At 73.6% G+C, this 24,364-nt stretch carries 23 protein-coding genes; 11 read left to right on the top strand and 12 right to left on the bottom strand.

The genetic code is table 11. The annotated features are described in order from the left end of the window. Positions 1 to 2 precede the first annotated feature (2 nt). Positions 3 to 956, top strand: a complete 954-nt coding sequence (gene ku / locus LWC33_RS03305; protein ID WP_233302693.1) for a non-homologous end joining protein Ku — start codon at positions 3 to 5, stop codon at positions 954 to 956. 65 nt (positions 957 to 1,021) lie between these two features. Here the strand turns inward: ku and LWC33_RS03300 are convergent, their stop codons facing one another. Beyond that, positions 1,022 to 2,038, bottom strand: coding sequence for an LCP family protein (locus tag LWC33_RS03300; protein WP_372476541.1), 1,017 nt, complete (start codon positions 2,036 to 2,038; stop codon positions 1,022 to 1,024). A 475-nt stretch (positions 2,039 to 2,513) separates the two neighbouring features. Further along, complete coding sequence (locus tag LWC33_RS03295) at positions 2,514 to 3,032, bottom strand: VOC family protein (protein WP_233302691.1); 519 nt, start codon at positions 3,030 to 3,032, stop codon at positions 2,514 to 2,516. Positions 3,033 to 3,135: 103 nt separating this feature from the next. On the opposite strand from LWC33_RS03295, the gene LWC33_RS03290 reads away from it, so the two are divergent. Then, positions 3,136 to 3,915 (top strand): nucleoside phosphorylase, encoded by a 780-nt coding sequence (locus tag LWC33_RS03290; RefSeq protein WP_233302690.1) that lies wholly within the window; start codon positions 3,136 to 3,138, stop codon positions 3,913 to 3,915. A 10-nt stretch (positions 3,916 to 3,925) separates the two neighbouring features. Here LWC33_RS03290 and LWC33_RS03285 read toward each other — a convergent pair whose 3' ends face one another. Further along, positions 3,926 to 4,912, bottom strand: a complete 987-nt coding sequence (locus tag LWC33_RS03285; protein WP_233302689.1) for a TIGR03617 family F420-dependent LLM class oxidoreductase — start codon at positions 4,910 to 4,912, stop codon at positions 3,926 to 3,928. A 46-nt stretch (positions 4,913 to 4,958) separates the two neighbouring features. Continuing rightward, complete coding sequence (locus LWC33_RS03280) at positions 4,959 to 6,323, bottom strand: MFS transporter (protein ID WP_233302688.1); 1,365 nt, start codon at positions 6,321 to 6,323, stop codon at positions 4,959 to 4,961. A 168-nt stretch (positions 6,324 to 6,491) separates the two neighbouring features. Between LWC33_RS03280 and LWC33_RS03275 the strand changes: the two genes are divergently transcribed. Next, the gene (locus LWC33_RS03275; RefSeq protein WP_233302687.1) at positions 6,492 to 7,565 is read left to right on the top strand and encodes a YeiH family protein; all 1,074 of its coding nucleotides are present in this window, start codon (positions 6,492 to 6,494) and stop codon (positions 7,563 to 7,565) included. A 42-nt stretch (positions 7,566 to 7,607) separates the two neighbouring features. Here LWC33_RS03275 and LWC33_RS03270 read toward each other — a convergent pair whose 3' ends face one another. After that, entirely contained in the window at positions 7,608 to 8,654 is a 1,047-nt protein-coding gene (locus LWC33_RS03270; protein WP_372476538.1) for a SulP family inorganic anion transporter, read from the bottom strand. Beyond that, on the bottom strand, positions 8,645 to 8,842 hold the full coding sequence (locus LWC33_RS36420; protein ID WP_372476537.1) for a hypothetical protein: 198 nt from the start codon (positions 8,840 to 8,842) through the stop codon (positions 8,645 to 8,647). Before LWC33_RS36420 ends, LWC33_RS03270 begins: the two co-directional genes overlap by 10 nt. A gap of 275 nt (positions 8,843 to 9,117) precedes the next feature. Between LWC33_RS36420 and LWC33_RS03265 the strand changes: the two genes are divergently transcribed. Then, a complete protein-coding gene (locus tag LWC33_RS03265; protein ID WP_233302686.1) occupies positions 9,118 to 10,245 on the top strand; it encodes an NDMA-dependent alcohol dehydrogenase in 1,128 nt (375 codons plus the stop codon). Positions 10,246 to 10,329: 84 nt separating this feature from the next. Continuing rightward, positions 10,330 to 11,892 (top strand): long-chain-fatty-acid--CoA ligase, encoded by a 1,563-nt coding sequence (locus LWC33_RS03260; protein ID WP_233302685.1) that lies wholly within the window; start codon positions 10,330 to 10,332, stop codon positions 11,890 to 11,892. Positions 11,893 to 12,009: 117 nt separating this feature from the next. Here LWC33_RS03260 and LWC33_RS03255 read toward each other — a convergent pair whose 3' ends face one another. Next, entirely contained in the window at positions 12,010 to 12,678 is a 669-nt protein-coding gene (locus LWC33_RS03255; RefSeq protein WP_233302684.1) for a DUF937 domain-containing protein, read from the bottom strand. A 119-nt stretch (positions 12,679 to 12,797) separates the two neighbouring features. On the opposite strand from LWC33_RS03255, the gene LWC33_RS03250 reads away from it, so the two are divergent. Beyond that, on the top strand, positions 12,798 to 13,823 hold the full coding sequence (locus LWC33_RS03250; RefSeq protein ID WP_233302683.1) for an LLM class F420-dependent oxidoreductase: 1,026 nt from the start codon (positions 12,798 to 12,800) through the stop codon (positions 13,821 to 13,823). A gap of 19 nt (positions 13,824 to 13,842) precedes the next feature. Here the strand turns inward: LWC33_RS03250 and LWC33_RS03245 are convergent, their stop codons facing one another. After that, positions 13,843 to 14,367 (bottom strand): pyridoxamine 5'-phosphate oxidase family protein, encoded by a 525-nt coding sequence (locus tag LWC33_RS03245; RefSeq protein WP_233302682.1) that lies wholly within the window; start codon positions 14,365 to 14,367, stop codon positions 13,843 to 13,845. 81 nt (positions 14,368 to 14,448) lie between these two features. Between LWC33_RS03245 and LWC33_RS03240 the strand changes: the two genes are divergently transcribed. Both LWC33_RS03240 and LWC33_RS03235 read left to right on the top strand, forming a co-directional pair. Then, on the top strand, positions 14,449 to 14,925 hold the full coding sequence (locus tag LWC33_RS03240; RefSeq protein WP_233302681.1) for a DnaJ family domain-containing protein: 477 nt from the start codon (positions 14,449 to 14,451) through the stop codon (positions 14,923 to 14,925). A gap of 38 nt (positions 14,926 to 14,963) precedes the next feature. Next, entirely contained in the window at positions 14,964 to 15,923 is a 960-nt protein-coding gene (locus tag LWC33_RS03235; protein ID WP_233302680.1) for an LLM class F420-dependent oxidoreductase, read from the top strand. A 24-nt stretch (positions 15,924 to 15,947) separates the two neighbouring features. Here the strand turns inward: LWC33_RS03235 and LWC33_RS03230 are convergent, their stop codons facing one another. Then, complete coding sequence (locus tag LWC33_RS03230) at positions 15,948 to 16,544, bottom strand: TetR/AcrR family transcriptional regulator (protein WP_233302679.1); 597 nt, start codon at positions 16,542 to 16,544, stop codon at positions 15,948 to 15,950. A 126-nt stretch (positions 16,545 to 16,670) separates the two neighbouring features. Between LWC33_RS03230 and LWC33_RS03225 the strand changes: the two genes are divergently transcribed. After that, the gene (locus LWC33_RS03225; RefSeq protein WP_233302678.1) at positions 16,671 to 17,627 is read left to right on the top strand and encodes an SDR family NAD(P)-dependent oxidoreductase; all 957 of its coding nucleotides are present in this window, start codon (positions 16,671 to 16,673) and stop codon (positions 17,625 to 17,627) included. Positions 17,628 to 17,719: 92 nt separating this feature from the next. On the opposite strand, the gene LWC33_RS03220 is transcribed toward LWC33_RS03225, so the two are convergent. Next, a complete protein-coding gene (locus LWC33_RS03220; protein ID WP_233302677.1) occupies positions 17,720 to 18,391 on the bottom strand; it encodes a GntR family transcriptional regulator in 672 nt (223 codons plus the stop codon). A gap of 179 nt (positions 18,392 to 18,570) precedes the next feature. Between LWC33_RS03220 and LWC33_RS03215 the strand changes: the two genes are divergently transcribed. Beyond that, the gene (locus LWC33_RS03215) at positions 18,571 to 20,616 is read left to right on the top strand and encodes an NAD(+) synthase (protein WP_233302676.1); all 2,046 of its coding nucleotides are present in this window, start codon (positions 18,571 to 18,573) and stop codon (positions 20,614 to 20,616) included. Between the two features lie 21 nt (positions 20,617 to 20,637). On the opposite strand, the gene LWC33_RS03210 is transcribed toward LWC33_RS03215, so the two are convergent. Together LWC33_RS03210 and LWC33_RS03205 are read right to left on the bottom strand one after the other, a co-directional pair. Next, positions 20,638 to 21,804 (bottom strand): glycosyltransferase, encoded by a 1,167-nt coding sequence (locus tag LWC33_RS03210; protein WP_233302675.1) that lies wholly within the window; start codon positions 21,802 to 21,804, stop codon positions 20,638 to 20,640. 47 nt (positions 21,805 to 21,851) lie between these two features. Continuing rightward, a complete protein-coding gene (locus tag LWC33_RS03205) occupies positions 21,852 to 23,285 on the bottom strand; it encodes an amidohydrolase family protein (protein WP_233302674.1) in 1,434 nt (477 codons plus the stop codon). A 217-nt stretch (positions 23,286 to 23,502) separates the two neighbouring features. On the opposite strand from LWC33_RS03205, the gene LWC33_RS03200 reads away from it, so the two are divergent. Continuing rightward, a complete protein-coding gene (locus LWC33_RS03200) occupies positions 23,503 to 24,321 on the top strand; it encodes an IclR family transcriptional regulator domain-containing protein (RefSeq protein WP_233302673.1) in 819 nt (272 codons plus the stop codon). Positions 24,322 to 24,364: the final 43 nt, after the last annotated feature.

The raw sequence follows: 24,364 nt of genomic DNA, 5'->3' as shown, positions 1-24,364 counted from the left end.
CGATGCGCGCGATGTGGAGCGGCGCGGTGTCCTTCGGACTGGTCAGCGTGCCGATCAAGCTGTACTCGGCCACGACCAACCATGACATCCGCTTCCACCAGGTGCACGGCGCCGACGGCGGCCGCATCCGGTACAAGCGGACCTGCACGGTGTGCGGCGAGGTCGTGGAGTACGCGGACATCGTGAAGGGCTACGAGACCGAGGACGGCGAGCTGATCACGCTCGACGAGTCCGACCTCGACTCGCTGCCGGTGGCCAGCGGGCACGAGATCGACGTGGTCGAGTTCGTGCCGGCGGACCAGATCGACCCGCTGCTGTTCGACAAGAGCTACTACCTCGAGCCGGAGACGAAGGCGGCGAAGCCGTACGCGCTGCTGCGCGAGGCGCTGGCCGAGACCGACCGGATGGCGATCGTGCGGTTCGCCCTGCGGCAGCGGGAGAGCCTGGCGCTGCTGCGGGTGCGGGACAAGACGATCGTGCTGCAGACGATGCTCTGGCCGGACGAGGTGCGCGAGCCGGACTTCGACATCCTCGAGCAGGACATCGAGCTGCGGCCGCAGGAGAAGCAGATGGCCGCCTCGCTGATCGAGAGCATGGGCGCGGACTTCGACCCCACGGAGTTCCACGACGAGTACCGCGACGCCGTCGTCGAGCTGATCGAGTCGAAGAAGGAGCACGGCGACACCAAGCCCGCCCCGGTCGAGCAGAAGCGCGACGACGAGGGCGACTCGATGACCGACCTGCTCTCGGCGCTCCAGGCCAGCGTCGAGGCCGCGCGCGGCTCGTCCGGGAAGAAGGCCGCGACGAAGGCCGGCGCGGAGCCGCAGGAGACCCAGGAGCCGGCGGAGGAGAAGCCGGCCCGCACGCGCAGGAGCACCACCCGTCGCAAGAAGGCCGACGAGGGTGAGGACGGGGCCGAGAAGAAGACCACGACCCGCAAGCGCCGCACCGCCTGACCCTCGTGAGTGGCGGTGGCCACTCACGAGGCACCACTCACGAGGCGCCACTCACGAGGCGGCCGTCAGGGGCCGAGCGAGCTCTGGGCCGGCGTCTGGTCCTTCTGCAGCGAGCCGAACAGCGCGCTCGCCCGAGTCTTGTCCCAGCGGACCACGGACTGCCCGCCGATCGTGGGCGTGCTCCCGACCGGCGCGGTCGTCGCGATCCCGCCGTTGGTCACCCCGCGCATCGCGAGGCCGAGCTGGCCGACGTTCCAGATGTGGTCGCTCTCGTCGACGGTGATCAGCTTGGTCATCGCGTCGGCCAGCGGGATCACGCGGAACGGGTTGACCAGGGTGGCCGGGCTCGTCGCCTTCGCGATCAGCGCGGACAGGAACTCGCGCTGCCGCTGCACGCGGTCGAAGTCCGAGCCTGCCGTGGCCCGGGTGCGGACGTAGCCGAGCGCCGTCTGACCGTCGAGCTCCTGGCAGCCGGCCTTGATGTCCAGCGCCGCCTTCGGGTCCTTGATCGCCTGCGGCACGCAGAGGTTCACCCCGCCGACGGCGTCGACCGCGTTGACGAACCCGCCGAACCCGATCTCCGCGTAGTGGTCGATGTGCAGGCCGGTGGCCGCCTCGACGGTGCTGATGAGCAGCTGCGGGCCGCCGAACGCGTAGGCGGCGTTGAGCTTGTTGGTGCCGTGCCCGGCGATCGGTACGTACGAGTCGCGCGGCAGGCTGACCAGCACCGATCCCGAGCTGCCGGAGTGCAGCAGCATGATCGTGTCGGTGCGCTGGCCCGCGGCGTCGCCTGTGCCGAGCCGCTCCTCGTCCTCGGCGGAGAGGTCGGCGCGGCTGTCCGAGCCGACGATCAGCCAGTTCGTGCCCGACGACTCCGCGGTGCTGTCCGTGGGCAGCGCCTGGACGCGGTTGAGGTTCTGGTCGAGGTAGACGCCCCACCCGATCAGCGCGATGACGAGCAGCGCGAGGACGATCTTGATGCGCCGGCCCCACCGCGCAGGCTTCCGGACCGGTGGCTGCTTCGGCGGCCTCGTGCGGTCCGGCGGCCGGTACGTCTCCGGCGCGGGCGCCGCCGACGGCATCATCCGCGTGTTCTGCGCCGGCGGCGGGCCCTGCCGCGGGGGCGGCCCCGGCGGTCGACCGCCCGGGGGCGGCATCGGACGGCCCTGGGGCGGCGGCCCGGGGCGACGCCCCGGCTGGGAGGTCCAGCCCGGCCCGCCGCCGCGCCGCGGGGGCGGCGCGCCCCTGCCCGGCGGCGGCCCGGCCGGGCCGCGTCGGTCACCGTTCATCCGTCCCTGCACCGTCCCGTCGGTGTCGATGCGCTCCACACGCTCCGCTCGAGACGATGCTCGCTCCGCAAGCTCCGCTCGAGGCGATGCTCGCTCCGCAAGCCCTGCTCGGCGAGTCGCCGGTCCGCTCCTGCCGCGGACCACGGTAGCGAGGGGCCACAGCGGTCCCTCATCCGTGGGACGCGCGGGGACGGTCGAGGTTGCGCGACGGGCCGGAACCCGCGCCGGCCGGTGCCGGCGGCGGGCCGGAAGGATCAGTGGCGACCGCTCACTTCAGCAGCTCGTGCCCCTCGAACTTGCCGAGCTCCTCGCGGTAGAACTCGAGCCCGACGCCGTTGGGGTCACGGATGTAGAGGCTGTTCTCGACGCCGCGATCCGGGCCGAGGTAGTCGATGCCGGCCTCGTCGAGGCGCGCCTTCGCCCGCTCGAACTCCTCCGGCGTGGTGGACAGCGCGAGGTGCTGCACCGCGCCGATCGTCTCGCCGAAGTCCGGGTGGTCGTGGCCCGGGAAGTCGAAGAAGCCCAGCAGGTTGCCGTGGCCGATGTCGAAGAAGAAGTGGCTGGAGCCCCGGTAGTCCCGGTTCTCCACGAGCTCGACGAGCGGGAAGCCCAGCAGCTCCTGGTAGAAGCGGATGGTCTCCTCGACGTCCTTGCAGATCAGGGCGAGGTGGTGCACGCCCTGCACGGTGGAGGGCCTGCGGTCGGCGGGCGCCTGCAGGTACTTCCCGCGCAGATCGGCGCGCCGGGCGCGGATGGCCTCGAGCTCGGCTCCCTCGGGCTGCGGCATCGGACTCCCCTTCCGTCGGTGGTGCCCCGTCCAACGATTGTTGAGCGTGCAACATTCCGTGCCCACTCCCGGAAACGGTAGCGCCGCGCGGCATGATCGGCCCGTGGATCCGCTGCCGTTGTGCGAGGACGACCTGACCGATGCGGGGGTGCTCGAGCCGCACCGCGTCGTGCCCCGCCGGGTGCGGCTGCCGGAGGCCGCGGTGCTCTGCTTCTTCCCCGAGGTGGTGGCCGCGGTGCCCGCCGTGCGGACGGTCCACCTGACGTCGGAGCTCGGCCCGTGGCCGGTGCACGAGATCGAGCGGGAGGGGCGGCGGCTGGCGGTCGTCCAGCCGGGTGTCGGGGCGCCGCTGTCGGCGATCTTCCTCGAGGAGCTCATCGCGCTCGGTGTGCGGGCGGTGGTGGCGGTCGGCGGGGCGGGCTCGCTGGTGCCGGAGCTGACCGTCGGGCACGCGGTCGTGGTCGACAGCGCCCTGCGCGACGAGGGCACCTCCTTCCACTACCTGCCCGCCGGGCGGGTCGTGGAGGCCGATCCCGCCGGCGTCGCCGCCCTCTGCGGCACGCTCGACGCCGCTGACATCCCCTACGTCACGGCCCGCGCCTGGACCACGGACGGACTGTTCCGCGAGACCCGCGGCAGGATCGCGCGGCGGACGGCCGAGGGCTGCGCGGTGGTCGACATGGAGGCGTCGGCGCTCATCGCGGTGGCCCGGTACCGCGGGATCCGCCTCGCCCACCTGCTCTTCGCCGGCGACTCCCTCGCGGGCGAGGACTGGGAGCACCGGGGCTGGACCACCGCGGCCGAGGTCCGCGCCGCCCTGTTCGAGCTCGCTGCCGACGCCGCCCTGCGCCTCGACGCCGCCACCGCTCACCGGGAGACGTGAGCGCTGCCGCTCACGCAGCGCGCAGGGCCTCCACCAGGCCGGCGAACCGGGCGGGGCCCGAGGTGTCGCCGGGACGGTTGAAGCGGACCCGGTGGGCGAGGGAGCCGTATCGGCGGCGCAGGTCGGCGGCGACCTCCTGCTCGGTGCCGATCGAGCACATGGCTTCCAGGATCTCGTCGGTGACGAGCGGGACCATCTCGTCCCACCGGCCGCGCTTCGAGAGCGTGTTGAGGTCGGTCTGGAGGTCGCCCCAGCCGTGCAGCTCCAGCACGGGGCGGTAGGCGGGCGTGGAGCCGTAGAACGAGATCTGCCGGCGGACGGCCTCGACGTCGGCGTCGTCGAGCGCGACGAACGCCGACAGCGCGATCTCCAGCGGTGCCAGCCCCTCCCCCCGGTGCGCCTCGACCTCGGGGAGGATCACCTCGCGCAGGTACCGCTCGGTGAGGAAGGGGTGCGTGAACAGCCCGTCCGCCACCTCCGCGGTGGTTCGCAGCATGTGCGGTCCGACGGCGGCGAGGAACACCGTGGGCGGCCCGTACGGGTTCTCGGGCGGCACGAAGTTCGGCGTCATCAACGTGTGGTCGTAGAACTCGCTGCGGTGGTGCAGCCGCTCGCCGGTGTCCCAGGCGTGCCAGATCGCCCGCAGCGCCACCACGAAGTCCTTCATCCGCGCCGCCGGCCTCGACCACGGCATCGAGAACCGGCGCTGGACGTGCGGGCGGATCTGGCTGCCGAGGCCGAGCACGAACCGGCCGCGGGAGAAGCGCTGCAGGTCCACGGCCTGGTACGCGACGGTCATCGGGGTCCGCGCGAAGGCGATCGCGACGGACGAGCCCAGCTCCAGCCGCGTGGTGTGCTCGGCGCCGACCGCGATCGGCAGGAACGCGTCGGCCTTGTTCTCGCTGTTCCAGGCGCCGTCGAAGCCGAGCTCCTCGGCGGTGCGGGCGTCCTCCGCCACGTGCTCGAGGCCGTCCCGCAACCGCGCGTCGATCTTCACGGGCCCCGACTCTGCCCTGCGCCTCGCGCGCCGGTCAACGACCGCACTACCGGGCCAGGTGCGTCAGCGAGTCCCCCGCCGTCCGGATGCCGCCGAAGAGGATGATGGCGGCGGCGATCGCGATCATGGCGATCATCAGCCCGAACGTGCCGCGCGCGCCGAACGCCGCCAGCCCGGCGACCACGATGTACGGCTGCACCGCCCCGCCGAGGTGTCCGAGGCCGTCGCCGATGGACATGCCGGAGGCGCGGGCGCGCGTCGGGAAGACCTCCGACGTGTAGGCGTAGCCCAGGGCCGGCGCCATGATCCAGATGCCGGCCAGGAACGCGCCGGCGATCAGCAGCCCCGGCCCGTGGCTGACCGCGATCAGGCCGATGCCGATCATGCCGACGACGCCGGCCGCGGCCGCGGAGTGCTTGCGGTTCCAGCGGTCGATGACCAGCACCGACCCCAGCCCGCCGACGACGAACCCGAGGTCGCCGATGGCGCTGTAGAGCAGGCTCTCCGAGACGCCCATCTCCTTGAGCAGCGTGGGCAGGTAGGCCAGGTAGGCGTAGGCGGCCATGTAGCTGAAGAACCAGAACAGGAAGACGACGATGACCCGGCTGAGGTAGGGCGGGCGGAGCAGCTCCCAGGTCGGGAAGGTGGAGAGGTCCGCCTCGGCCTCGGCGGGTTTCGGTGTGGTCAGCGTGTGCCCGCGGGCCCGCAGGTGCGCCTCCATGCGGTCCAGCAGCGCGTCCGCCCGGTCGGGCCGGCCGTGCAGCACGAGCCAGCGCGGCGACTCGGGCACCCAGCGGTCGTTGAGGAAGATCAGCACGATGATCGCCAGCGCACCGAGGGCGAACACCACGCGCCAGCCGATGTCCGGCGGCAGCCAGGAGATCAGGGCGAGCCCGATCCACGGCGCGGCCGCCAGCCCGACCCCGCCCCAGAAGACGTTGAGGGCCACCCCGCGCCCGCGCAGGCGCGGAGGCGACAGCTCGGTCATGATCGTGGCGGCGAGCGCGATCTCGGCGCCCATCCCCAGCCCGGTGACCGCGCGGAAGATCGCGAGGCTGGACAGGTTCCAGGACACCGCGGTGAGGATCGCCCCGATGGCCAGCAGGACGACCGAGATCGCGAGGGCCCGTCGCCGTCCGATGTAGTCGGCGAGGCTGGACAGCACGTACGCGCCGACGATGTAGGCGAAGAGGTTCGTCGTCACCGGCAGCGCGAGGTCCGCACCGGTGAGCTGGAAGCGATCCTGCAGCACCGGCAGCGTGACCCCGATCGCGGTGATGTCGTAGAAGGTGAAGAAGTACGACGCCCCGACGACGACGAACACGACTGGTGAGAGCCCGAAGGCCGGGAGCCGGTCCAGTCGGGCGTTCACCCCCGCGACACGTTCCGCGGTGGCGTTGCGTGAATCCATCGTGGCCATGAGGGCCTCTCCCGGTCCGACGGCGTGGTGCGCAGGAGTGTTGCACCGTGAACTAGGTCACGCTGGGTGGATCACCTTGCGATCCCCTTTCGGCCCCGGCTCTTGCCGTCGACCCATAATGTCCGTACATTTCTGGTCGACGTCCCGAAGGGAGAGACGATGAGCACCTGGTCCGTGGGTGGGACCCCCGCCCTCCGTGGCACCGGGCTCCTCGGGTCCGCTACCGCAGGGCTCGGTCGGGTCGGCCGGTTCGTGCGCCGCATCGGCCCCGGGCTCGGGCTCGCCCTGCTGGTCGCCGCCGCTGCGACCGCCCTCGGCCGGCTGCTCCCGGTGCTCGGCGGGCCGGTGCTGGGGATCCTGCTGGGCGCGTTGGTCGGGGCGGTGATCCGGCCGGGCCGCGTCCTGGCGCCCGGGCTCGCCGTGGCCGCCCGGCCGTTGCTGCAGGCGTCGATCGTGGTGCTCGGCACCGGCATCTCGCTGCAGCAGGTGGTGCGGGTCGGGGTCGGTTCGCTGCCGGTCATGCTCGGCACGCTCGCGGTGGCGTTGGCCGGCGGCTGGCTGCTCGGCCGGATGCTCGGCGTCGCCGGCGACACCCGGACCCTGGTCTCGGTCGGGACGGGGATCTGCGGCGCCTCGGCGATCGCGGCCGTCGCCTCCGTGATCGAGCCCCGGCGGACCGACCTGGCCTACGCCGTCGGCACGATCGTGACCTTCAACGTGGCCGCCGTGCTGCTCTTCCCGGTGGTGGGGCACGCGCTCGCGATGGACCAGACCGCGTTCGGGCTCTGGGCCGGCACGGCGATCAACGACACGTCGTCCGTGGTGGCGGCCGCCGTCTCCTACGGACCGCAGGCCGCGCAGGAGGGCGTCGTGGTCAAGCTGACGAGGACCCTCATGATCGTGCCGGTCGTCCTCGTGCTGGCCCTGCTGCGCGGCCGTCGGGCCGGGGAGGCTCGCCGGGTGCCGTGGCGGAAGGTCGTGCCGCTGTTCCTGGTGGGGTTCCTGCTGGCGGCCGGCGCGCAGAGCCTCGGGCTCGTGCCCGCGGGCTGGCACGACGCCCTCGCCCTGCTCGGCACCTTCCTCCTGACGACGGCGCTGGCCGGCATCGGGCTCACCCTCCGGTTCGCGGACATGCGCGCCGCCGGGTTCCGCCCGCTGCTGCTCGGCGGCCTGCTGTGGGCCGCCGTGGCCGCGTCGAGCCTGGGCCTGCTGGCGGTCACCGGCGCCCTGTGACCCGGGCTCTGCGCCCAGGCCGTGGGGCTCAGGCCCCGGGACTCACGCGGCGGCGCCGAGGCGTCCCGCCAGGGCCTCGTGCCGACGCGCGCTGTCGGCGTCCATCCCGGTGATCGTCACCTCGGTCCCACGAGCTGCGTACTTCTGCGTGACGGCGTCGAGCACGGCCACCGTCGAGGCGTCCCAGACGTGCGCGTCGGAAAGGTCGATCGTCACGCCGGCCGGGTCCTCGGCGTAGGCGAAGCGGAAGGTGCCCACCGCCACCATGAGCATGACGCCGGCGAGCGCGGCCATCGGGATCCACGCGACGACCGGCCCGAGCACCACGCACAGCACCAGCAGGAAAACCCCGGCGAGGAAGGTCGACAGCCGGGTGCGGGCGCCGGCCCGGACGTTGATCATCGTCTGGCCGATCATCGCGCAGCCGCCCATGCCGCCGAAGATCCCGGTGACGACGTTGGCCACGCCCTGGCCCCGGGACTCCCGGCGGGCGTCGGAGCGGGTGTCGGTGATCTCGTCGACCAGGCGCGTGGTCATCAGCGACTCGAGCAGGCCGACCAGCGCCATCCCGACCGCGTAGGGCGCGACAATGCGCAGCGTCTCCCAGGTCGGCGGCACGTCGGGCAGGCCCGGCACGGGCAGCGTCGACTGCAGCGCCCCCTGGTCCCCGAAAGTCGGCACGGCGATCCCCGCCCCCACCGTGACGGCCGTGAGCACCACGATCGCGACGAGCGGCGCGGGCACCGCCCGGGTCAGCCGGGGCAGCAGCACCATGATCACCAGGCCCGCCCCCAGTAGCGGGTAGACCGCCCACGGCACGCCCGAGACCTGTGGGAACTGCGCGGCCGCGATGAGGATCGCGAGCGTGTTGACGAAGCCGACCATCACGCTGTGCGGCAGGAACCGCATCAGCCTGGCCACGCCCAGCAGCCCGAACACGACCTGGAGGACCCCGGCCAGGATCACGCAGGCGACCAGGTACGACAGCCCGTGCTCGCGGACCAGCGGGGCCACCACGAGCGCCACCGCGCCCGTCGCGGCGGAGATCATCGCCGGGCGGCCGCCGACCAGCGAGATCGTCACGGCCATCGTGAACGAGGCGAAGAGCCCGACCCGCGGGTCGACCCCGCGATGATCGAGAAGGCGATCGCCTCGGGGATCAGGGCGAGCGCGACCACCAGGCCGGACAGCACCTCGGTGCGCAGGACGGCGGGTCGCGCGAACGCGGACCGGACGGAGCCGGGCACAGCGGCGCCGGACGGGGCGGGACGGGACACGGGCGGCCTTCACGGGTCGTCGCCGGGCAGCGGTCGGCGACGGTGCGGAGGCTGCGGCGGGGAGAGCGGGGAGTGTGCGGAGTGCGGGGAGTGCGCGGACGGCGCAAGCGGGACGGTAAGGGCGCGCCGGGCGTTGCGGGCGAACCGGTGTGACCGATCCGACGCGCCCCGGGGCCGCCGTCCGGGGCTGAACGATCGATCAGCAGACCCTTGAGAGTGACGTCGTCGTCATGTGAGACTCGCGCCGTCGCCAGACCCCCACCGTCGGAGGAAGCGTGAAGACCAAGGGTGCCCTGCTGTACGAGCCGAACACCGACTGGAAGGTCGAGGAGATCGAGATCGGGGACCCGGTCGCCGGGGAGGTGCAGGTCCGGCTGGCCGCCACCGGCCTCTGCCACTCCGACGAGCACGTCCGGACCGGGGCGAACACCGTGGCCGTGTACCCCGTCCTGGGCGGGCACGAGGGCGCCGGCGTGGTGACCAAGGTGGGCCCGGGCGTCGTCGGGCTCGCGGAGGGCGACCACGTCGTCCTCGGCTTCATCCCCGCCTGCGGCGTCTGCCGGCCGTGCTCCAGGGGCATGCAGAACCTCTGCGACCAGGGCGCGAACCTGCTGACCGGCAAGGCCATCGCCGACGACACCTTCCGGATCACCGCGTCCGGCAACCCGGTCTCGCCGATGTGCCTGCTCGGGACGTTCGCCCCGTACGTCTGCGTCAACCAGTCGTCCGTGATCAAGATCGAGAAGGACGTCGACCTGGCCACCGCGGCCCTGCTCGGCTGCGGCGTCTCCACCGGCTGGGGCTCCACCGCCTCGATCGGGGGCACCAAGGCCGGCGACGTCGTGGTCGTCGTCGGCGTCGGCGGCGTCGGGATCAACGCGGTGCAGGGTGCGGCCGCGGCGGGGGCCCGGATGGTCGTCGCCGTGGACCCGGTGGCCTACAAGCGCGAGTGGGCCCAGGAGTTCGGCGCCACCCACACCTTCTCCTCGATGGAGGAGGCGCTCGAGCCGCTGCGCGACCTGAGCTGGGGCGCGATGGCCGACACCGTGGCGCTGACCGTCGGCGAGCTGGAGGGCGACATGATCCAGCCCGCGCTCGACCTCACCGCGAAGGGCGGCCAGGTCGTCGTCACGGCGATCGCGGACATGCAGCAGATCGACGCCAAGGTCGGGCTGTTCGAGCTGGCCCTGCTGCAGAAGCGGATCCAGGGCGCGATCTTCGGCGGGATCAGCCCGCGCACGCAGATCCCGAAGCTGCTCGACGAGTACCGCGCGGGCCGGCTCAAGCTCGACGAGCTCGTCACCCGCACCTACTCCCTGGAGGAGATCAACCAGGGCTACCAGGACATGCGCGACGGGAAGAACCTGCGCGGCGTCGTCCGCTACACCGAGGCCGACTGGTAGACCGCGGTCCGGCAAGCTCTCCTCCGGCGGCGGGCCCCTCCCGCCGCCGGAGGATGACCACGTCCAGGCGACCTCAGGAGAACGATGACGTCCTCGCGACTCCCCGGCAGCGGCCAGCACTGGATCGCGCAGATCGACCGGCACGCCCACCAGACGCCCGACCGCGCCGCCCTGGTCTTCCGGGGCGAACCGATCACCTGGACGCGGCTGCGGTCGCGCGTCCGGGCCCTGGCGGGAGCGCTGGCCGAGCAGGGCGTGCGCGAGGGCGACCGCGTCGGTGTGCTCATGAGCAACCGGCCCGAGTTCATCGAGGCCGTGCTGGCCGCGAACGCCCTGCGCGCCATCGCCGTGCCGGTGAACTTCCGGCTCTCGGCCGAGGAGGTCGCGTTCATCCTCGGCGACAGCGGCGCCGTCGCGCTGGCCGTCGACGCCGACCTCGCCCCGCTCGCGGCGCAGGTCCGCGGCACGCTCGCCGGCCCGGGCGTCGTGCTGGTCACCGGGGCCGACCCGGCCGGGGCCGGCCCCGGCTCCCTGTCGTTCGACGAGCTGGCGGCGGGCCCCGAGCGCCCGCTGCCCGAGGTCGAGATCGACGAGCACGACCCCGCGCTGATCATGTACACGTCCGGCACCACCGGGCGACCCAAGGGCGCGGTGCTCAGCCACCTCAACCTGTCGGTGCAGACCCAGACGCTGATCCGCTACTGGCGCCTCTACCGCGAGGACGAGGTCAACCTCTGTGCCTCGCCGATGTTCCACATCGCGGCGATCGGCAGCATCGCGCCGCTGATCGCGACCGGCGGCACCACGGTGATCCAGCCCAGCGGCCAGTTCGAGCCCGACGCGCTGCTCGACGTCCTGGAGCGCGAACGGGTCACGCACGTGTTCCTCGTCCCCGCGCAGTGGCAGGCCGTGGTCGGCGTGCCCGACGCCGGCCGGCGGGCCGCCCACCTGCGGGTCATGTGCTGGGGTGCGGCCCCGGCGTCGGTCACCCTGCTGGAGCGGATGGCCGAGACCTTCCCCGGCGTGCCCAACGTGTGCACCTTCGGGCAGACCGAGATGTCCCCCGTCACCACGGTGCTGGAGGGCGAGGACGCGATCCGCAAGATCGGCTCGGTGGGCAGGCCGGTGCCGGCCGTGGCCATCCGGATCGTCGACGACGAGATGAAGGACGTCGCCCAGGGCGAGATCGGCGAGATCGTCTACCGCGGCCCGAACCTCATGTCCGGCTACTGGAACCTGCCCGGGGCCACCGAGGAGGCCTTCGCCGGCGGCTGGTTCCACTCGGGCGACCTGGTGCGCGAGGACGAGGAGGGCTTCCTCTACGTCGTCGACCGGAAGAAGGACATGATCATTTCCGGCGGGGAGAACATCTACTGCGCCGAGGTGGAGAACGTCCTGGCCGGGCACCCCGCGGTGGCCGACGTCGCCGTGGTCGCCGCGCCGCACGAGAAGTGGGGCGAGACCCCGGTCGCCGTGGTCGTGCCGCTGGACCCCGCCGCGCCGCCGTCGCTCGACGACCTCACCGAGTGGTGCCGCACCCGGCTCGCCTCGTACAAGAAGCCGACCCGGGTGCTGGTGCTCGACGCGCTGCCGCGCAACGCCTCGGGCAAGGTCCTCAAGCCGGTACTGCGCCAGCAGGTGCGCTGAGCCCACGCATCATGGAGCCATGACGCACGAATGCGAGCCTCGTGAGTGCGTTATGGAACCATAAATGTTCGGATTGGCGTCCTGTGAGTGCGTTGTGGAGCCATAACGCACTCGGGGTTATTTGCGGCCGCCGCCGAGCAGGCCGCCGAGGAGGTCGCCCAGGCCGCCGCCGAGGATCCCGCCCTGGCCGGACTGCCCGCCCGCTCCGCCACCGAGGATGCCGCCGAGCAGGTCGCCGAGCCCGCCGCCGGAGCCCGCGCCGGCCCCGGGCAGCCCGCCCGTGTTCGCGGAACCGCCGGCCAGCTTCTTGGCCAGGTAGGACATCACGATCGGGGCCAGGAGCGGCAGCAGCTTCGCGATCAGCCCGGAGCCGTCCTGCCCGCCGAGGGCGCCCTGCGCGGCGGGTGCGTCGGGGGCCGCGCCGCCTGGGCCCGCGCCGCCCGGGCCCGGACCGCCGGGACCCGCACCGAGCGGGCCGATCCCGCCGAGCTGGTTGACCACGAGCGGGCGCTGCTCGCCGAACACGTGCCCGACGATCCGGTCGCCGTCCGTGGTGTCGACCTGCCCGAGGTCCACGCCGCCGTCGATCAGGCCGGAGTCGTGCTGCTGCACGGCCTGCGCGAAGGAGGCGGCCCGCGCGGGGTCCTCCGCGTTGGCCTGGATACCGCCGAGCAGGGCGGGCAGGGCCTGGCGGGCGGCGTGTTCCGCGGTGGCCTCGTCGACGCCCAGGCGGGCGGCGAGGTCTCCGAGCGGAACCTGGGCGAGGATCTCGTCGACCGGGCTCATGGGGCGGAGACTAGCGGCGCTCGACGTGTTCGCGCGCCCGCTCCGCATCTCCATCCACACGGTCCACAGGGCCATCCACAGGAGCCGGGTAGGTTTCCGCCGACACAGGAGGAGGCGTCATGCGGCTGGGGTTCCACGTCGGCTACTGGTCCTCGGGCCCGCCGCCGGGTGCGCAGGAGTCGGTGCTGGCCGCCGAGCGGCTGGGCCTCGAGTCGGTGTGGTCGGCCGAGGCGTACGGGTCGGACTGCCTGACGCCGTTGGCCTGGTGGGGCGCCGCGACCAGCCGCATCACGTTGGGCACCAACATCCTGCAGATGGCCGCGCGCACCCCGACCGCCGCCGCCATGGCCGCGCTGACCATGGACCACCTCTCCGGCGGCCGGTTCGTGCTGGGTCTCGGCGCGTCGGGCCCGCAGGTCGTGGAGGGCTGGTACGGGCAGCGCTACCCGCGGCCGCTGGCCCGCACCCGGGAGTACGTCACGATCGTGCGGAAGGTGCTGGCCCGCGAGGAGCCCGTGGCGTTCGACGGCGAGTTCTACCGGCTCCCGGTCGACGGGGGCGCAGGCCTGGGCAAGCCGCTCCGCTCCACGGTGCACCCCGTGCGGGCCGACCTGCCGATCCTCCTGGCCGCCGAGGGCCCGAAGAACGTCGCGCTCGCCGCCGAGATCGCCGACGGCTGGCTGCCGCTCTTCTTCTCCCCCAAGGCCGACGCCTTCTACCGCGAGGCCCTGGCCGAGGGCTTCGCCCGGCCCGGCGCCCGGCGCACGCCGGAGGACTTCCGGGTCCAGGCATCCCTGCCCGTGATCGTCGACGCGGACGTGGAGCGGGCCGCCGACCACGTCCGGCCCTTCCTCGCCCTCTACGTCGGCGGGATGGGCGCCAAGGACGCCAACTTCCACAACCAGGTCTTCGTGCGCATGGGCTGGGAGGCCGAGTGCGCACGGATCCAGGAGCTGTACCTGGCGGGCCGCAAGAAGGAGGCCGTCGCCGCGGTGCCCACCGCGATGGTCGAGGACGTCGCGCTGATCGGGCCGAAGGACAAGATCCGCGCGGAGCTCGCCGCCTGGGAGGAGACGGTCGTCGACACGATCCTGGTGCAGGGCGACCCGCGCGGGCTCGAGGCCGTGGCCGACGCCTTTTCCTGACCCGCGTTCTCCTGCCCCCTCAGAAGCGGTACCGGGTCTGCCCGTAGGTGCCCTTGGCGAAGGCCCACACCGCCTCCGGGGCCACGGCGAACACCAGGGCCGGGCCGCCGTCGCCGACGAAGGCCCCGTCGGTGTCGTCGCCGGTGACGTCGAAGTGCCACTCCTCGCCGTACTTCGCCACGTAGGCGTCGGCGACGTCGTGCAGCGCCGCGAGGTTCGTGACGCGCACCGCCTCGCCCTCGACGACGACGTCGAGCCCGCGGTCCAGGTCGTTGCACCCGGTCGTCACCACGCAGCCGCGGTTCTGCGCGAGGTTGCGCGCCTTGCGCTCCCCCGCCCCGGTGCAGAAGTGCAGCGCCCCCTCGTGCCAGACCCCGATCAGCGGTGTGACGTGCGGGCGGCGGCCGCCGGGCCGGATCGTCGAGACCCAGTACAGCGGTGCGTCGGCGAGCCGGGCGCGCGCCGTGCCCCACGGGGTCGGCTGCGCGGCGGGCTCGCTGTAGCGGCCGTCGAACTCGGTCACGGGCTCGAGCGTGCGGGTCATGGCGGGCCTCCTCGGGTCGTCGTGCGGTGGACCGGCCGCGGATCCGGAACTCATCGCCTACGGTGGGAGCGGGGGTGCTCCATGAGGTACGAGTCCGCCGTCGAGAAGGCCATCCGCGAGGCCGTGGAACGCGGCGAGTTCGACGACCTGCCCGGCAAGGGCAAGCCCCTGCCCGACCTGGCCGACGCGGACGAGAACTGGTGGATCAAGGGCTACCTGAGGCGCGAGGGCGTGCCGTCCGACGCCCTGCTGCCCACCCCGATCCAGCTCCGCAAGGAGATCGAGCGGCTGCCGGAGACGGTCCGCGACCTGCCCACCGAACGGGCCGTGCGCGACCTCGTCGCCGAGCTGAACGCCCGCGTCGTCGCCTACCTGCGCGCCCCCGACGGTCCTCGGCTGCCGCTGCGCCGCGCCGACCCCGACGCCGCCGTCGAGGTCTGGCGGACCCACCGGGCGGCGCGGTCGGAGTCCCTCCGCCGGGCCCGCGCCGAGGAGACAGCCGAGGAGTCACCCGCGCCACGCAGTCGGTGGTGGCGCCGGAGGGCCCGGGCGAACTAGCGTCCCGGGAAGATCACCGTCGCTCGTGGAGGTACCTCGTGCCCGACCGCTGGGGCATCACCCTGCCGCTCTCCGGTCTCCCGCTCCGCGAGCAGCGCGCGGTCGTCGAACGGCTCCCCGACCTGGGCTACACGGACGCCTGGAGCGCCGAGGCGGACCGGACGGACGCGTTCACCCCACTGGTCCTGGCCGCACAGTGGGCGCCCGCCCTGCGGCTGGGCACCGCGATCGTGCCGGCCTTCACCCGCGGCCCCGCCCTGCTCGCCCAGTCCGCGGCCACGCTGGCCAACCTGGCGCCCGGACGGTTCGCGCTGGGCATCGGCAGCTCGTCCGACGTGATCGTCGAGGGCTGGAACGGGATCCCCTTCACCGAGCCGTACGGGCGGGTGCGCGACGTCCTGCGGTTCCTCCGCGCGGCGTTCGCCGGCGAGCGGGTGTCGGAGGAGTGGGCGTCGTTCACGGTCCGCGGCTTCCGCCTCGGTGAGGTGCCCGAGCAGGTGCCGCCGGTGCTGGTCGCGGCCCTGCGGCCCGGGATGCTGCGGCTCGCCGGGCGGGAGGGCGACGGCGCGATCGTCAACTGGCTCACGGCCGACGACGTCCGGGCGGTCGCGCCGCACGTGCGCGAGTACGGCAAGCCCGAGGCCGAGATCGTGGCCCGGATCTTCGTGGCGCCCGACGTCGAGCCCGACGAGGCCCGCGCGCTCGGCCGCCGGCTCACCGCCGCATACCTCAACGTCCCGGTCTACAAGGCCTTCCACCAGTGGCTGGGCCGCACCGAGCTCGGGCCGATGTGGAAGCTGTGGGCGGAGGGGGACCGGCGGGCTGCGGTCGAGGCGATCCCCGACGACGTCGTCGACGGGCTGGTGCTGCACGGCCCCGCCGCCGCGGTGCGCGAGCAGGTGGAGGCGTACGTGAAGGCGGGGGTGACCACGCCGGTGCTGGCGCCGCTGGGCGGCGGGGACCCGGTCGCGACCGTCGAGGCCCTGGCGCCCCGGTAGCCCAGGCAGCTCGGGACCCGTGGTTCAGGTCCGGGGCCGCAGCCCGTCCATCACCAGGTCGAGCAGCCGGCCGGCCTGCTCGCGCTGCTCGGGCGCGCCCGCCGACAGCGTGATCCCGGACAGCGCGGCGATCACGTCCCCCGGGTCGACGTCGGAGCGCAGCGTGCCCTCCTTCGCGCCGGCCTCGAGGAAGGTGCCGACGGCCTCCCGCATGCGCGCCTTCGTCTCGGCGTACGGGTTGCCGCCGGTCGCGACGATCGCGCGCAGGGTGTCGGCCATCCCGCGCTTGGCCGTCATGTAGTCGACGAACCGGTCCGTCCACGTCCGCATCGCGCGGTCCGGCGGCTCGGCCTCGAGCAGGCCCGGGACCGCGTCGCACAGGCGGGCCACCTCACTGCGGTAGGCGGCCTCGACCAGGGCCTCCCGCGTGGGGAAGTGCCGGTAGAGCGTGCCGATCCCGACGCCGGCGGCCTTCGCGATGCCCTCCAGGGAGACATCCCGGCCGGGCTGGGAGAAGGCCTCGACGGCGACCTCGAGCAGCCGTTCGCGGTTGCGGCGCGCGTCCGCGCGCAGCGGCCGTCCCGACTCCGCCACCGCGCCGCCTCCTGCTGTGACCTGCATCACTGTCTCCTACCAACCGGAACAGCCTCCGGTTTATCGGGGTTCGGACCGGAGGCAGCTCCGGTTGCACTGTACGCGCCCGGGCGTTCTGCCGGGCGTGCCACGATCTTCGCGGAAGGGGTTCCCATGACCGTCACGTTCACCCCCTCGATCTCCCGCCCCTTCACCGGCCCGTTCGGGGCCGACACCACCGCCGCCGAGGTCGTCGCGGGCCTCGACCTGGGCGGCCGCCGGGCCGTCGTCACCGGCGGGGCCTCCGGCATCGGCCTGGAGACCGCCCGCGCGCTCGCCTCCGCGGGCGCCTGCGTGACGCTCGCGGTCCGCGACCTGGACGCGGGCGCGGCCACCGCCGCCGAGATCACGCGGACCACCGGCAACGAGCTCGTCTCGGTCGCCCCGCTCGACCTCACCGACCGCACGTCCATCCGGGTCTTCGTGGCCAACTGGGACGGCCCGCTCCACATGCTGGTCCTCAACGCCGGGGTCATGGCCGCACCCCTGACCCGCACCGCGGACCACTGGGAGCTCCAGTTCGCGACCAACCACCTCGGGCACTTCGCCCTCGCCACCGGACTGCACCCGGCGCTCGTCGCCGCGGACGGGGCGCGGGTGGTGTCGGTGTCCTCGGCGGCGCACCTGCGCTCGCCGATCGTGTTCGACGACGTGCACTACCACGGCCGCGCCTACGACCCGTGGACCGCGTACGGGCAGTCCAAGACCGCGAACGTGCTGTTCGCGGTGCAGGCCAACCGGCAGTGGGGCGGCGACGGCATCCACGTCAACGCGCTCAGCCCGGGCGGCATCCGCACGAACCTGCAGCGCCACCTCGGCCCGGCGGACCGTGTCCCGCTGGAGGAGCGGGGCGCCACGATGGGCTGGAAGACGCCGGAACAGGGGGCCGCGACCTCGGTGCTGCTCGCCGCGTCACCCCTGGTGGAGGGCATCGGCGGGCGCTACTTCGAGGACTGCGCGGAGGCCGGGCGGCACGTGCCCGGGACCTACCGGGGCGTTGCCGACTACGCCGTGGACCCGGAGTCCGCGGAGCGACTGTGGGACGTCTCCATGGCCACGATCAGGGTCTGACGGCAGCTCCGCTCCGGGACCGGAGCGGTCGGCCGGGCCGACTCGGGGCCAGGGTCGGCTCCACCGGCTCAGTGACGAGGGTCGCCTCCGCCTCAGGAGCCGAACACGCCGACCCGCTCCAGGTGGACCCGCAGCAGCTCGCCGATGTGCAGCATGTGGTCGCGCATGGCCGCCCGCGCCGCCTCCGCGTCGCGGGCGGCCAACGCCGCGAGCACCGGGCCGTGGTCGCGCACCGAGGCCTCCACCCAGCCGTCGACCCGGCCGTAGTGGCTGCGCGGCAGGTACTTCAACGACATCGTGAGCTGGGTCTGCAGCCGCGCCGAGAGACCCGGCCGGTTGATCGCCGAGTGGATCTCGTGGTTGACCTGGAACACCTCGTCGAGATCGCCCGCCCGGGCGGCGTCGGACAGCACGCCCTGCATCTCGTGCAGCCGGCCCACCTCGGCGTCGGACAGCAGGTCCACGGCCCGCGCCGCCAGCTCCCCCTCGATGAACGCGGCCACGGCGAACATGTCCACGACGTCGCGCTCGGTCAGCGGCACCACCCGGAACCCGCGCCGGGGCTCCCAGCGCACGGCACCCTCGCTGTGCAGCACCATCAACGCCTCGCGGACGGGCGTGGCGCTCACCCCGAGCCGCTCGGCGAGCTGCTCCGTGCGCAGGTAGTCCGCCCCGCGGAGCTCCCCGGACATGATCGCCTCACGCACGACCATCGCGACGTGCTCGGACAGCTGGCGTCGCTCCGTCCCGACCGGGATCGCCATTCCGGCAGCCTACGGGGCCTCCGGCGCCGGGCCGGAGATCAGGCGGCGTCCGGGTTCCGTGGACGAGCGGGCAACCGCGCCCCCTGTCGCAGGACACGCCGAGAACGTCGGCGCACATGGCTCCGGGTGGATGCCCACCGACTGGATTAGCCGCCGATCAGCTGGGGCAGACTGCCGGTGTGGAGGACTTCTACTCGGCCTATCGGCACGGCTTCCTGCGCACGGCCGCCTGCACGATCCACACGACGATCGCCGACCCGCAGGCGAACGCCGCCGCGGTCCTGGAGACGGCCCGCGCGCTCGACGAGGACGGGGTCGGTCTCGCGGTCTTCCCCGAGCTGACCCTGTGCGGCTACTCGATCGAGGACATGCTCGTGCAGGACACCCTCCTCGACGCGGTGGCCGCGGCGCTCGACGAGATCGTGGCCGGCTCGGCCGAGCTGCTGCCCGTGCTCGTGGTGGGCGCGCCCCTGCGGCACCGGCAGCGGGTGCGCAACTGCGCCGTCGTCATCCACCGGGGGCGCGTCCTCGGTGTCGCGCCGAAGTCCTACCTGCCGACCTACCGCGAGTTCTACGAGCGCCGCCAGATCGGCGCGGGCGACGACGTCACCGGCACGGTCCGGATCGGCGGCGAGGACGTGCCGATCGGCCCCGACCTGCTCTTCGCCGCCTCCGACGTGCCGGGCTTCGTGCTGCACGTGGAGATCTGCGAGGACATGTGGGTGCCGATCCCGCCCTCGGCCGAGGCCGCGCTGGCCGGCGCGACGGTGCTGGCCAACCTCTCCGGCAGCCCGATCACCGTCGGCCGCGCCGAGGACCGGAAGCTGATGGCCCGCAGCGCCTCCTCGCGCTGCCTGGCCGCGTACGTCTACGCCGCCGCCGGCGAGGGCGAGTCGTCGACCGACCTCGCGTGGGACGGCCAGACGATGATCTACGAGAACGGCCTGCTGCTCGCCGAGACCGAGCGCTTCCCGCAGGGACCGCGGCAGTCCGTCGCCGACGTCGACCTCGGGACCCTGTGCGCCGAGCGGATCCGGATGGGGACGTTCGACGACAACCGTCGCCACCACGCCGACCGCACGGGCGCCTTCCGGCGGATCGAGTTCCGGCTCGACCCGCCCCGCGGCGACCTCGGCCTGCGCCGCGAGGTGGAGCGCTTCCCGTTCGTGCCCGCGGACGAGTCCCGGCTCGAGCAGGACTGCTACGAGGCCTACAACATCCAGGTCTCCGGGCTGGAGCAGCGGATGCGGGCGATCGGGGACCCGAAGGTCGTCATCGGCGTGTCCGGCGGGCTCGACTCCACCCACGCGCTGATCGTGGCGGCGCGGGCGATGGACCGGGCCGGCCGCCCGCGCAGCGAGATCCTCGGTTTCACCCTGCCCGGCTTCGCCACCGGCGACCGGACGAAGGGCAACGCCTACCGGCTCGCCGAGGCCCTGGGCGTCACCTTCGAGGAGCTCGACATCACCGAGACCGCGCGGATGATGCTCCACAACCTCGACCACCCGTTCTCCTCCGGCGAGCCCGTCTACGACGTGACGTTCGAGAACGTCCAGGCCGGCCTGCGCACCGACTACCTGTTCCGCGCGGCCAACCAGCGCGGCGGCATCGTGCTCGGTACCGGCGACCTCTCCGAGCTGGCCCTGGGGTGGTCGACCTACGGCGTCGGCGACCAGATGTCGCACTACAACGTCAACGGCGGCGTGCCGAAGACGCTGATCCAGCACCTGATCCGCTGGGTGGTCTCGTCGAAGCAGTTCGACGACGAGGTGGGCGCGGTCCTCACGGACGTCCTCGACACCGAGATCACCCCGGAGCTGGTGCCGACCGGTGAGGACGAGGAGGTCCAGAGCAGCGAGGCCAAGGTCGGGCCCTACTCGCTGCAGGACTTCACGCTCTTCTACACCCTCCGCTACGGGCTGCGGCCGTCGAAGATCGCGTTCCTGCAGTGGCACGCCTGGCACGACCCGGCGCAGGGCCCCTGGCCGCCCGGGTTCCCCGAGGACGAGCGGCCGAGCTACTCCATGGCCGAGATCCGGCGCTGGAGCGAGGTGTTCGCGCAGCGGTTCTTCTCCTTCAGCCAGTTCAAGCGCAGCGCGCTGCCGAACGGGCCGAAGGTGTCCGCGGGCGGGTCGCTCTCCCCGCGCGGGGACTGGCGGGCGCCGTCGGACATGTCCGCGCGGATCTGGCTCGACGAGATCCGCCGCGAGGTGCCGGAGTGCTGACGCCCGATCAGCGCAGCGTGCTCACCGCAGCAGGTCGGCGACCACCTCGGCGGGCGACGGCATCGCCGCGATCTCCCGGGCCACCGCCGCGGCGGCGGCCCGGGGTTCCGGGTCCGTGAGCAGCGACGACGCGGCCTCGGCGACGGCCTCGGTCGTCGCCTCGCCGGGCCGCAGCAGCCGGCCGGCGCCGACGGCGACCACGGCCCCGGCGTTGTCGAACTGGTCGGCCCCCTGGGGCAGGACCAGCTGCGGCACCCCGTTCGCCAGCGCGCCGAGCGTGGTGCCGGACCCGCCGTGGTGCACGACGAGGGCGGCGTACGGCAGCAGGTCCGCCTGCGGCACCCACTGCTCGACGCGCACGGTCTCAGGCAGGTCGCCGACCAGCGCGGCGTCGATCATCGGGCCCGCGGCCACGAGCACCCGTGCGGGCAGGCGGCCGAGCGCGTCGATGGCCGTGCGCAGCACGCTGCCCTCCGCGAACGCCGTGCCCAGGGTGAGGTAGACCAGCGGCGGACCCGGCTCCGTCACCCAGGCCGGCAGCGGCGCGGGCTCGGCGAAGGGCACCGGGCGCAGCGGCACGCGCGGCGCGCGGCCCGGCGTGAACGCGGCCAGGAACTCCGGGTCCTGCAGCGACGCGGGGCAGATGTCGAGGAACGGGTCCCCGAGTCCCGGCCCGGCGACCGCGGCGGGGTCCAGGCCCAGCTCGGCGGCCAGCCCGCCGACATGGTCGCCGGCGCGGGCGAGCAGCTTCCCGCCCGCGACCCGGCCGAACCCGTGGCACAGGCCCCGCACCTCGGCCACCTTCGCCGCGAGCCCGGCGCCGAGGTCACCCGCCTCGTGCACCACGACGTCCGGGCGCAGCTCCGCCAGCACCGGCGCCAGGTCCGCGGCGGTGCGGCGCGGCAGCACCTCGCCGAAGACCCGCCCGGCCATCGCCATCACCTCGTCCGGCGGGGTGGTGAACCGGGCGCTCGGGTCCTTGCCCGACCGCGCCCACACCTGCCCGAACGCCTCCCGGATCTCGCCGCCGGCCGCGACCGGCCGGAACCCGAGCCGCTCGAGGAGCGGGTGGAAGCTCGGCGCGGTCGCGTAGGACACCTCGTGTCCGGCCTCGCGCGCCGCGACCGCGAAGGGCAGCAGCGGGTAGGTGTGGCCGTGGGAGGCGATGCTCGCGACGAGGACCCGCATGCGGCCGACCCTACGGCCGCCCTCCGCCGCCCCGGACCGGCCCCGGCTCAGCCGCCGTGCGTCGCGGCGGACTGGTAGTCGGTGTAGGTGTACGGGTTGTCGAGGATCTTCGTCTCGGGGACGTCGGGGTTCATGCCCTGCCTCCAGGCCCCCTCGCCGAGCGTCGAGCGCAGGTGCTCGACGGTCCGCTCGACCGTCGCCCGCGCCGCCGCGAGGTCGACGTCGACCAGCCGGCCCGCCCGCTTCACGATCCGGCCGCCCACCAGCACCGTGTCGACGTCGCCGCGCTGGGCCTGGAAGGCCACGTGCCCGTAGGGGTTGAGCAGCGGGAACATCACCGGCGAGTGCTCGTTGCGGATCAGGACCACGTCGGCGGCCTTGCCCACCTCGAGGCTGCCCAGCTCGGACTCGCGGCCCAGGGCGCGGGCCCCGCCGAGCGTCCCCCACTCCACGACCTGCTCGGCGCGCAGCGCGGCGTGGGTGACGGTATTGCCCTTGGCGTGCGCCTCCAGGTGCTCGCGCGAGCGGTCCGCGCCGAGCGTGGTGCGCATGGCGGAGAACAGGTCGCCGCTCCACCACACCGAGGTGTCCATCGACAGCGAGACCGGGATGCCGTGCATCCGCAGCGCCCAGGTGGGCGGGTAGCCCTGGCCGGCGCTCTGCTCGCTCTCCGTGGACACCGACGCGGAGCCGCCGGTGGCCGCTATCCGGTGGTACGAGTCCGCGGAGAGGGTCGCGGCGTGCACGTAGGTCGTCTCCGGGGTCATGAAGCCGTGCTCGTGCATGAGCCGGATGCCGTCGTCGTTGGTGGCGCCCCAGACCCCCGCGTGCGTGGTGACCGGCGCGCCCAGCTCCCGGGCCACCTCGAAGGCCGGCTTCTCCGGGAACGCCGGGTCGCCGGTCACGTCGAAGGCCATCCGGAAACCGAACAGGTCGTCGCGGCGGCGGGAGACGAAGTCCCGGAACTCGGGGGCGGCGGTCCACTCGGCGGGCGCCTGCTGGATGTTGCCGTAGGCCAGCACGAACCGGCCGGGAACGGACCGCAGCGCGTCGACGGCGGCGTCGGCGTGATCGACCGTCTGCAGGCCGTGCGACCAGTCGACGGTGGTGGTCACGCCGGCGTCGAGCGCCTCGAGCGCGGAGAGCAGGTTGCCCGCGTACACGTCCTCGGGCCGGAAGGCCTTGCCCCACTCCAGGTAGTACCAGACGAAGTACTGGGTCAGGGTCCAGTCGGCGCCGTAGCCGCGCATGGCCGTCTGCCACATGTGCCGGTGTGTGTCGATCATCCCCGGCATGACGATGCCGCCGGTCGCGTCGATCTCGACGGTGCCCTCGGGCACCTCGAGGTCCGGGCCGAGCGCGGTGATCCGGTCGCCCGTGACGAGCACGTCCTGCCCGGCGAGGACGCGCTTGTCCGCGTCCATCGTCAGCACGGTCCCGCCCCGGAGGACGATCGGGCGCCCGTCGGTCGACTCGCTCATCGGCTCGCTCCCTCGCGATCTTCGGACCAACGTCCGCCTGTCGGTCAGCACCGTGTGCGGGCTACTGTGGTCGAGCCCGTGGGCGGTGTCAATCACCGTCGATCACCGTCGGTCGCCCCCGGCCCCGGGCCGCGGGCCCGCCCCGGCACCGCGCTGTCCGGCCGGCGGACGCGGCCGGGCTACGGTGGACGCCGCACGCGGCGGGACGGGGGTACGCATGCCACGCGAGGGAACGGGTCCGGACTTCATCGAGGCCCTGGCCCGGGGGCTCGACGTCATCACCGCGTTCCGGCCCGGCCGGCCCGTGATGTCGCTGGCCGAGGTGGCCGCCGCCGCCGACCTGGCCCGGCCGACCGCCCGGCGGATCCTGCTCACCCTCGCCGAGCTCGGGTACGTCCGCGCCGAGGAGCGCGGCTTCACGCTCACCCCGCGGGTGCTGGACCTGGGCGTGGCCTACGTCCGGTCGACCGGCCTGTGGGAGGTCGCCCGCCCGCACCTCGAGCGGCTGGTCGAGCGCACGAACGAATCCTGCTCGATCGCCCGGCTCGACGGCTCGGACATCGTCTACGTCGCGCGCGTGTCCGTGCCCAAGATCGTGTCGCTGGCGGTGCAGATCGGCACGAGGTTCCCCGCGCTGCAGACCTCGCTGGGCAAGGTCCAGCTCGCCGCCCTCCCGCCCGACGAGCTCGAGCGCGTGCTCGCCGAGCCCACCCGCTCCGGCCTGGTCCCGCGCTGGCAGCCGGACCGCGCGGAGCGGGACGCGGTGCTGCGCGAGGTGCGCGCCCGCGGTTGGGCGCTGACCGACGAGCAGCTCGCGCCCGGCATCCGCTCGGTGGCGGCGCCGCTGCGCGACGGCTCGGGCCGGGTGATCGCCGGGGTCAACGTGAACTGCCACGCGGCGGAGACGTCCGTCGAGTACCTGCGCGAGCACCACCTGCCGCTGCTCCTGCACACCGCCGGCGAGATCAGCGCGGACTTCGCGCGGCTCGAGACCGTGCCGCACGTGACGGTGCCGGGCTCGTCCCGACCCGCTTGACGCCACCCCCGGCAGGACGAAGAATCGATGACGCCGGACGGAT

This window comes from Pseudonocardia terrae, from assembly GCF_021343995.1.
Lineage (GTDB): Bacteria > Actinomycetota > Actinomycetes > Mycobacteriales > Pseudonocardiaceae > Pseudonocardia > Pseudonocardia terrae.
Note: the sequence above shows the minus strand (reverse complement) of the source record. Positions and strands in the feature narration are given on the sequence as shown.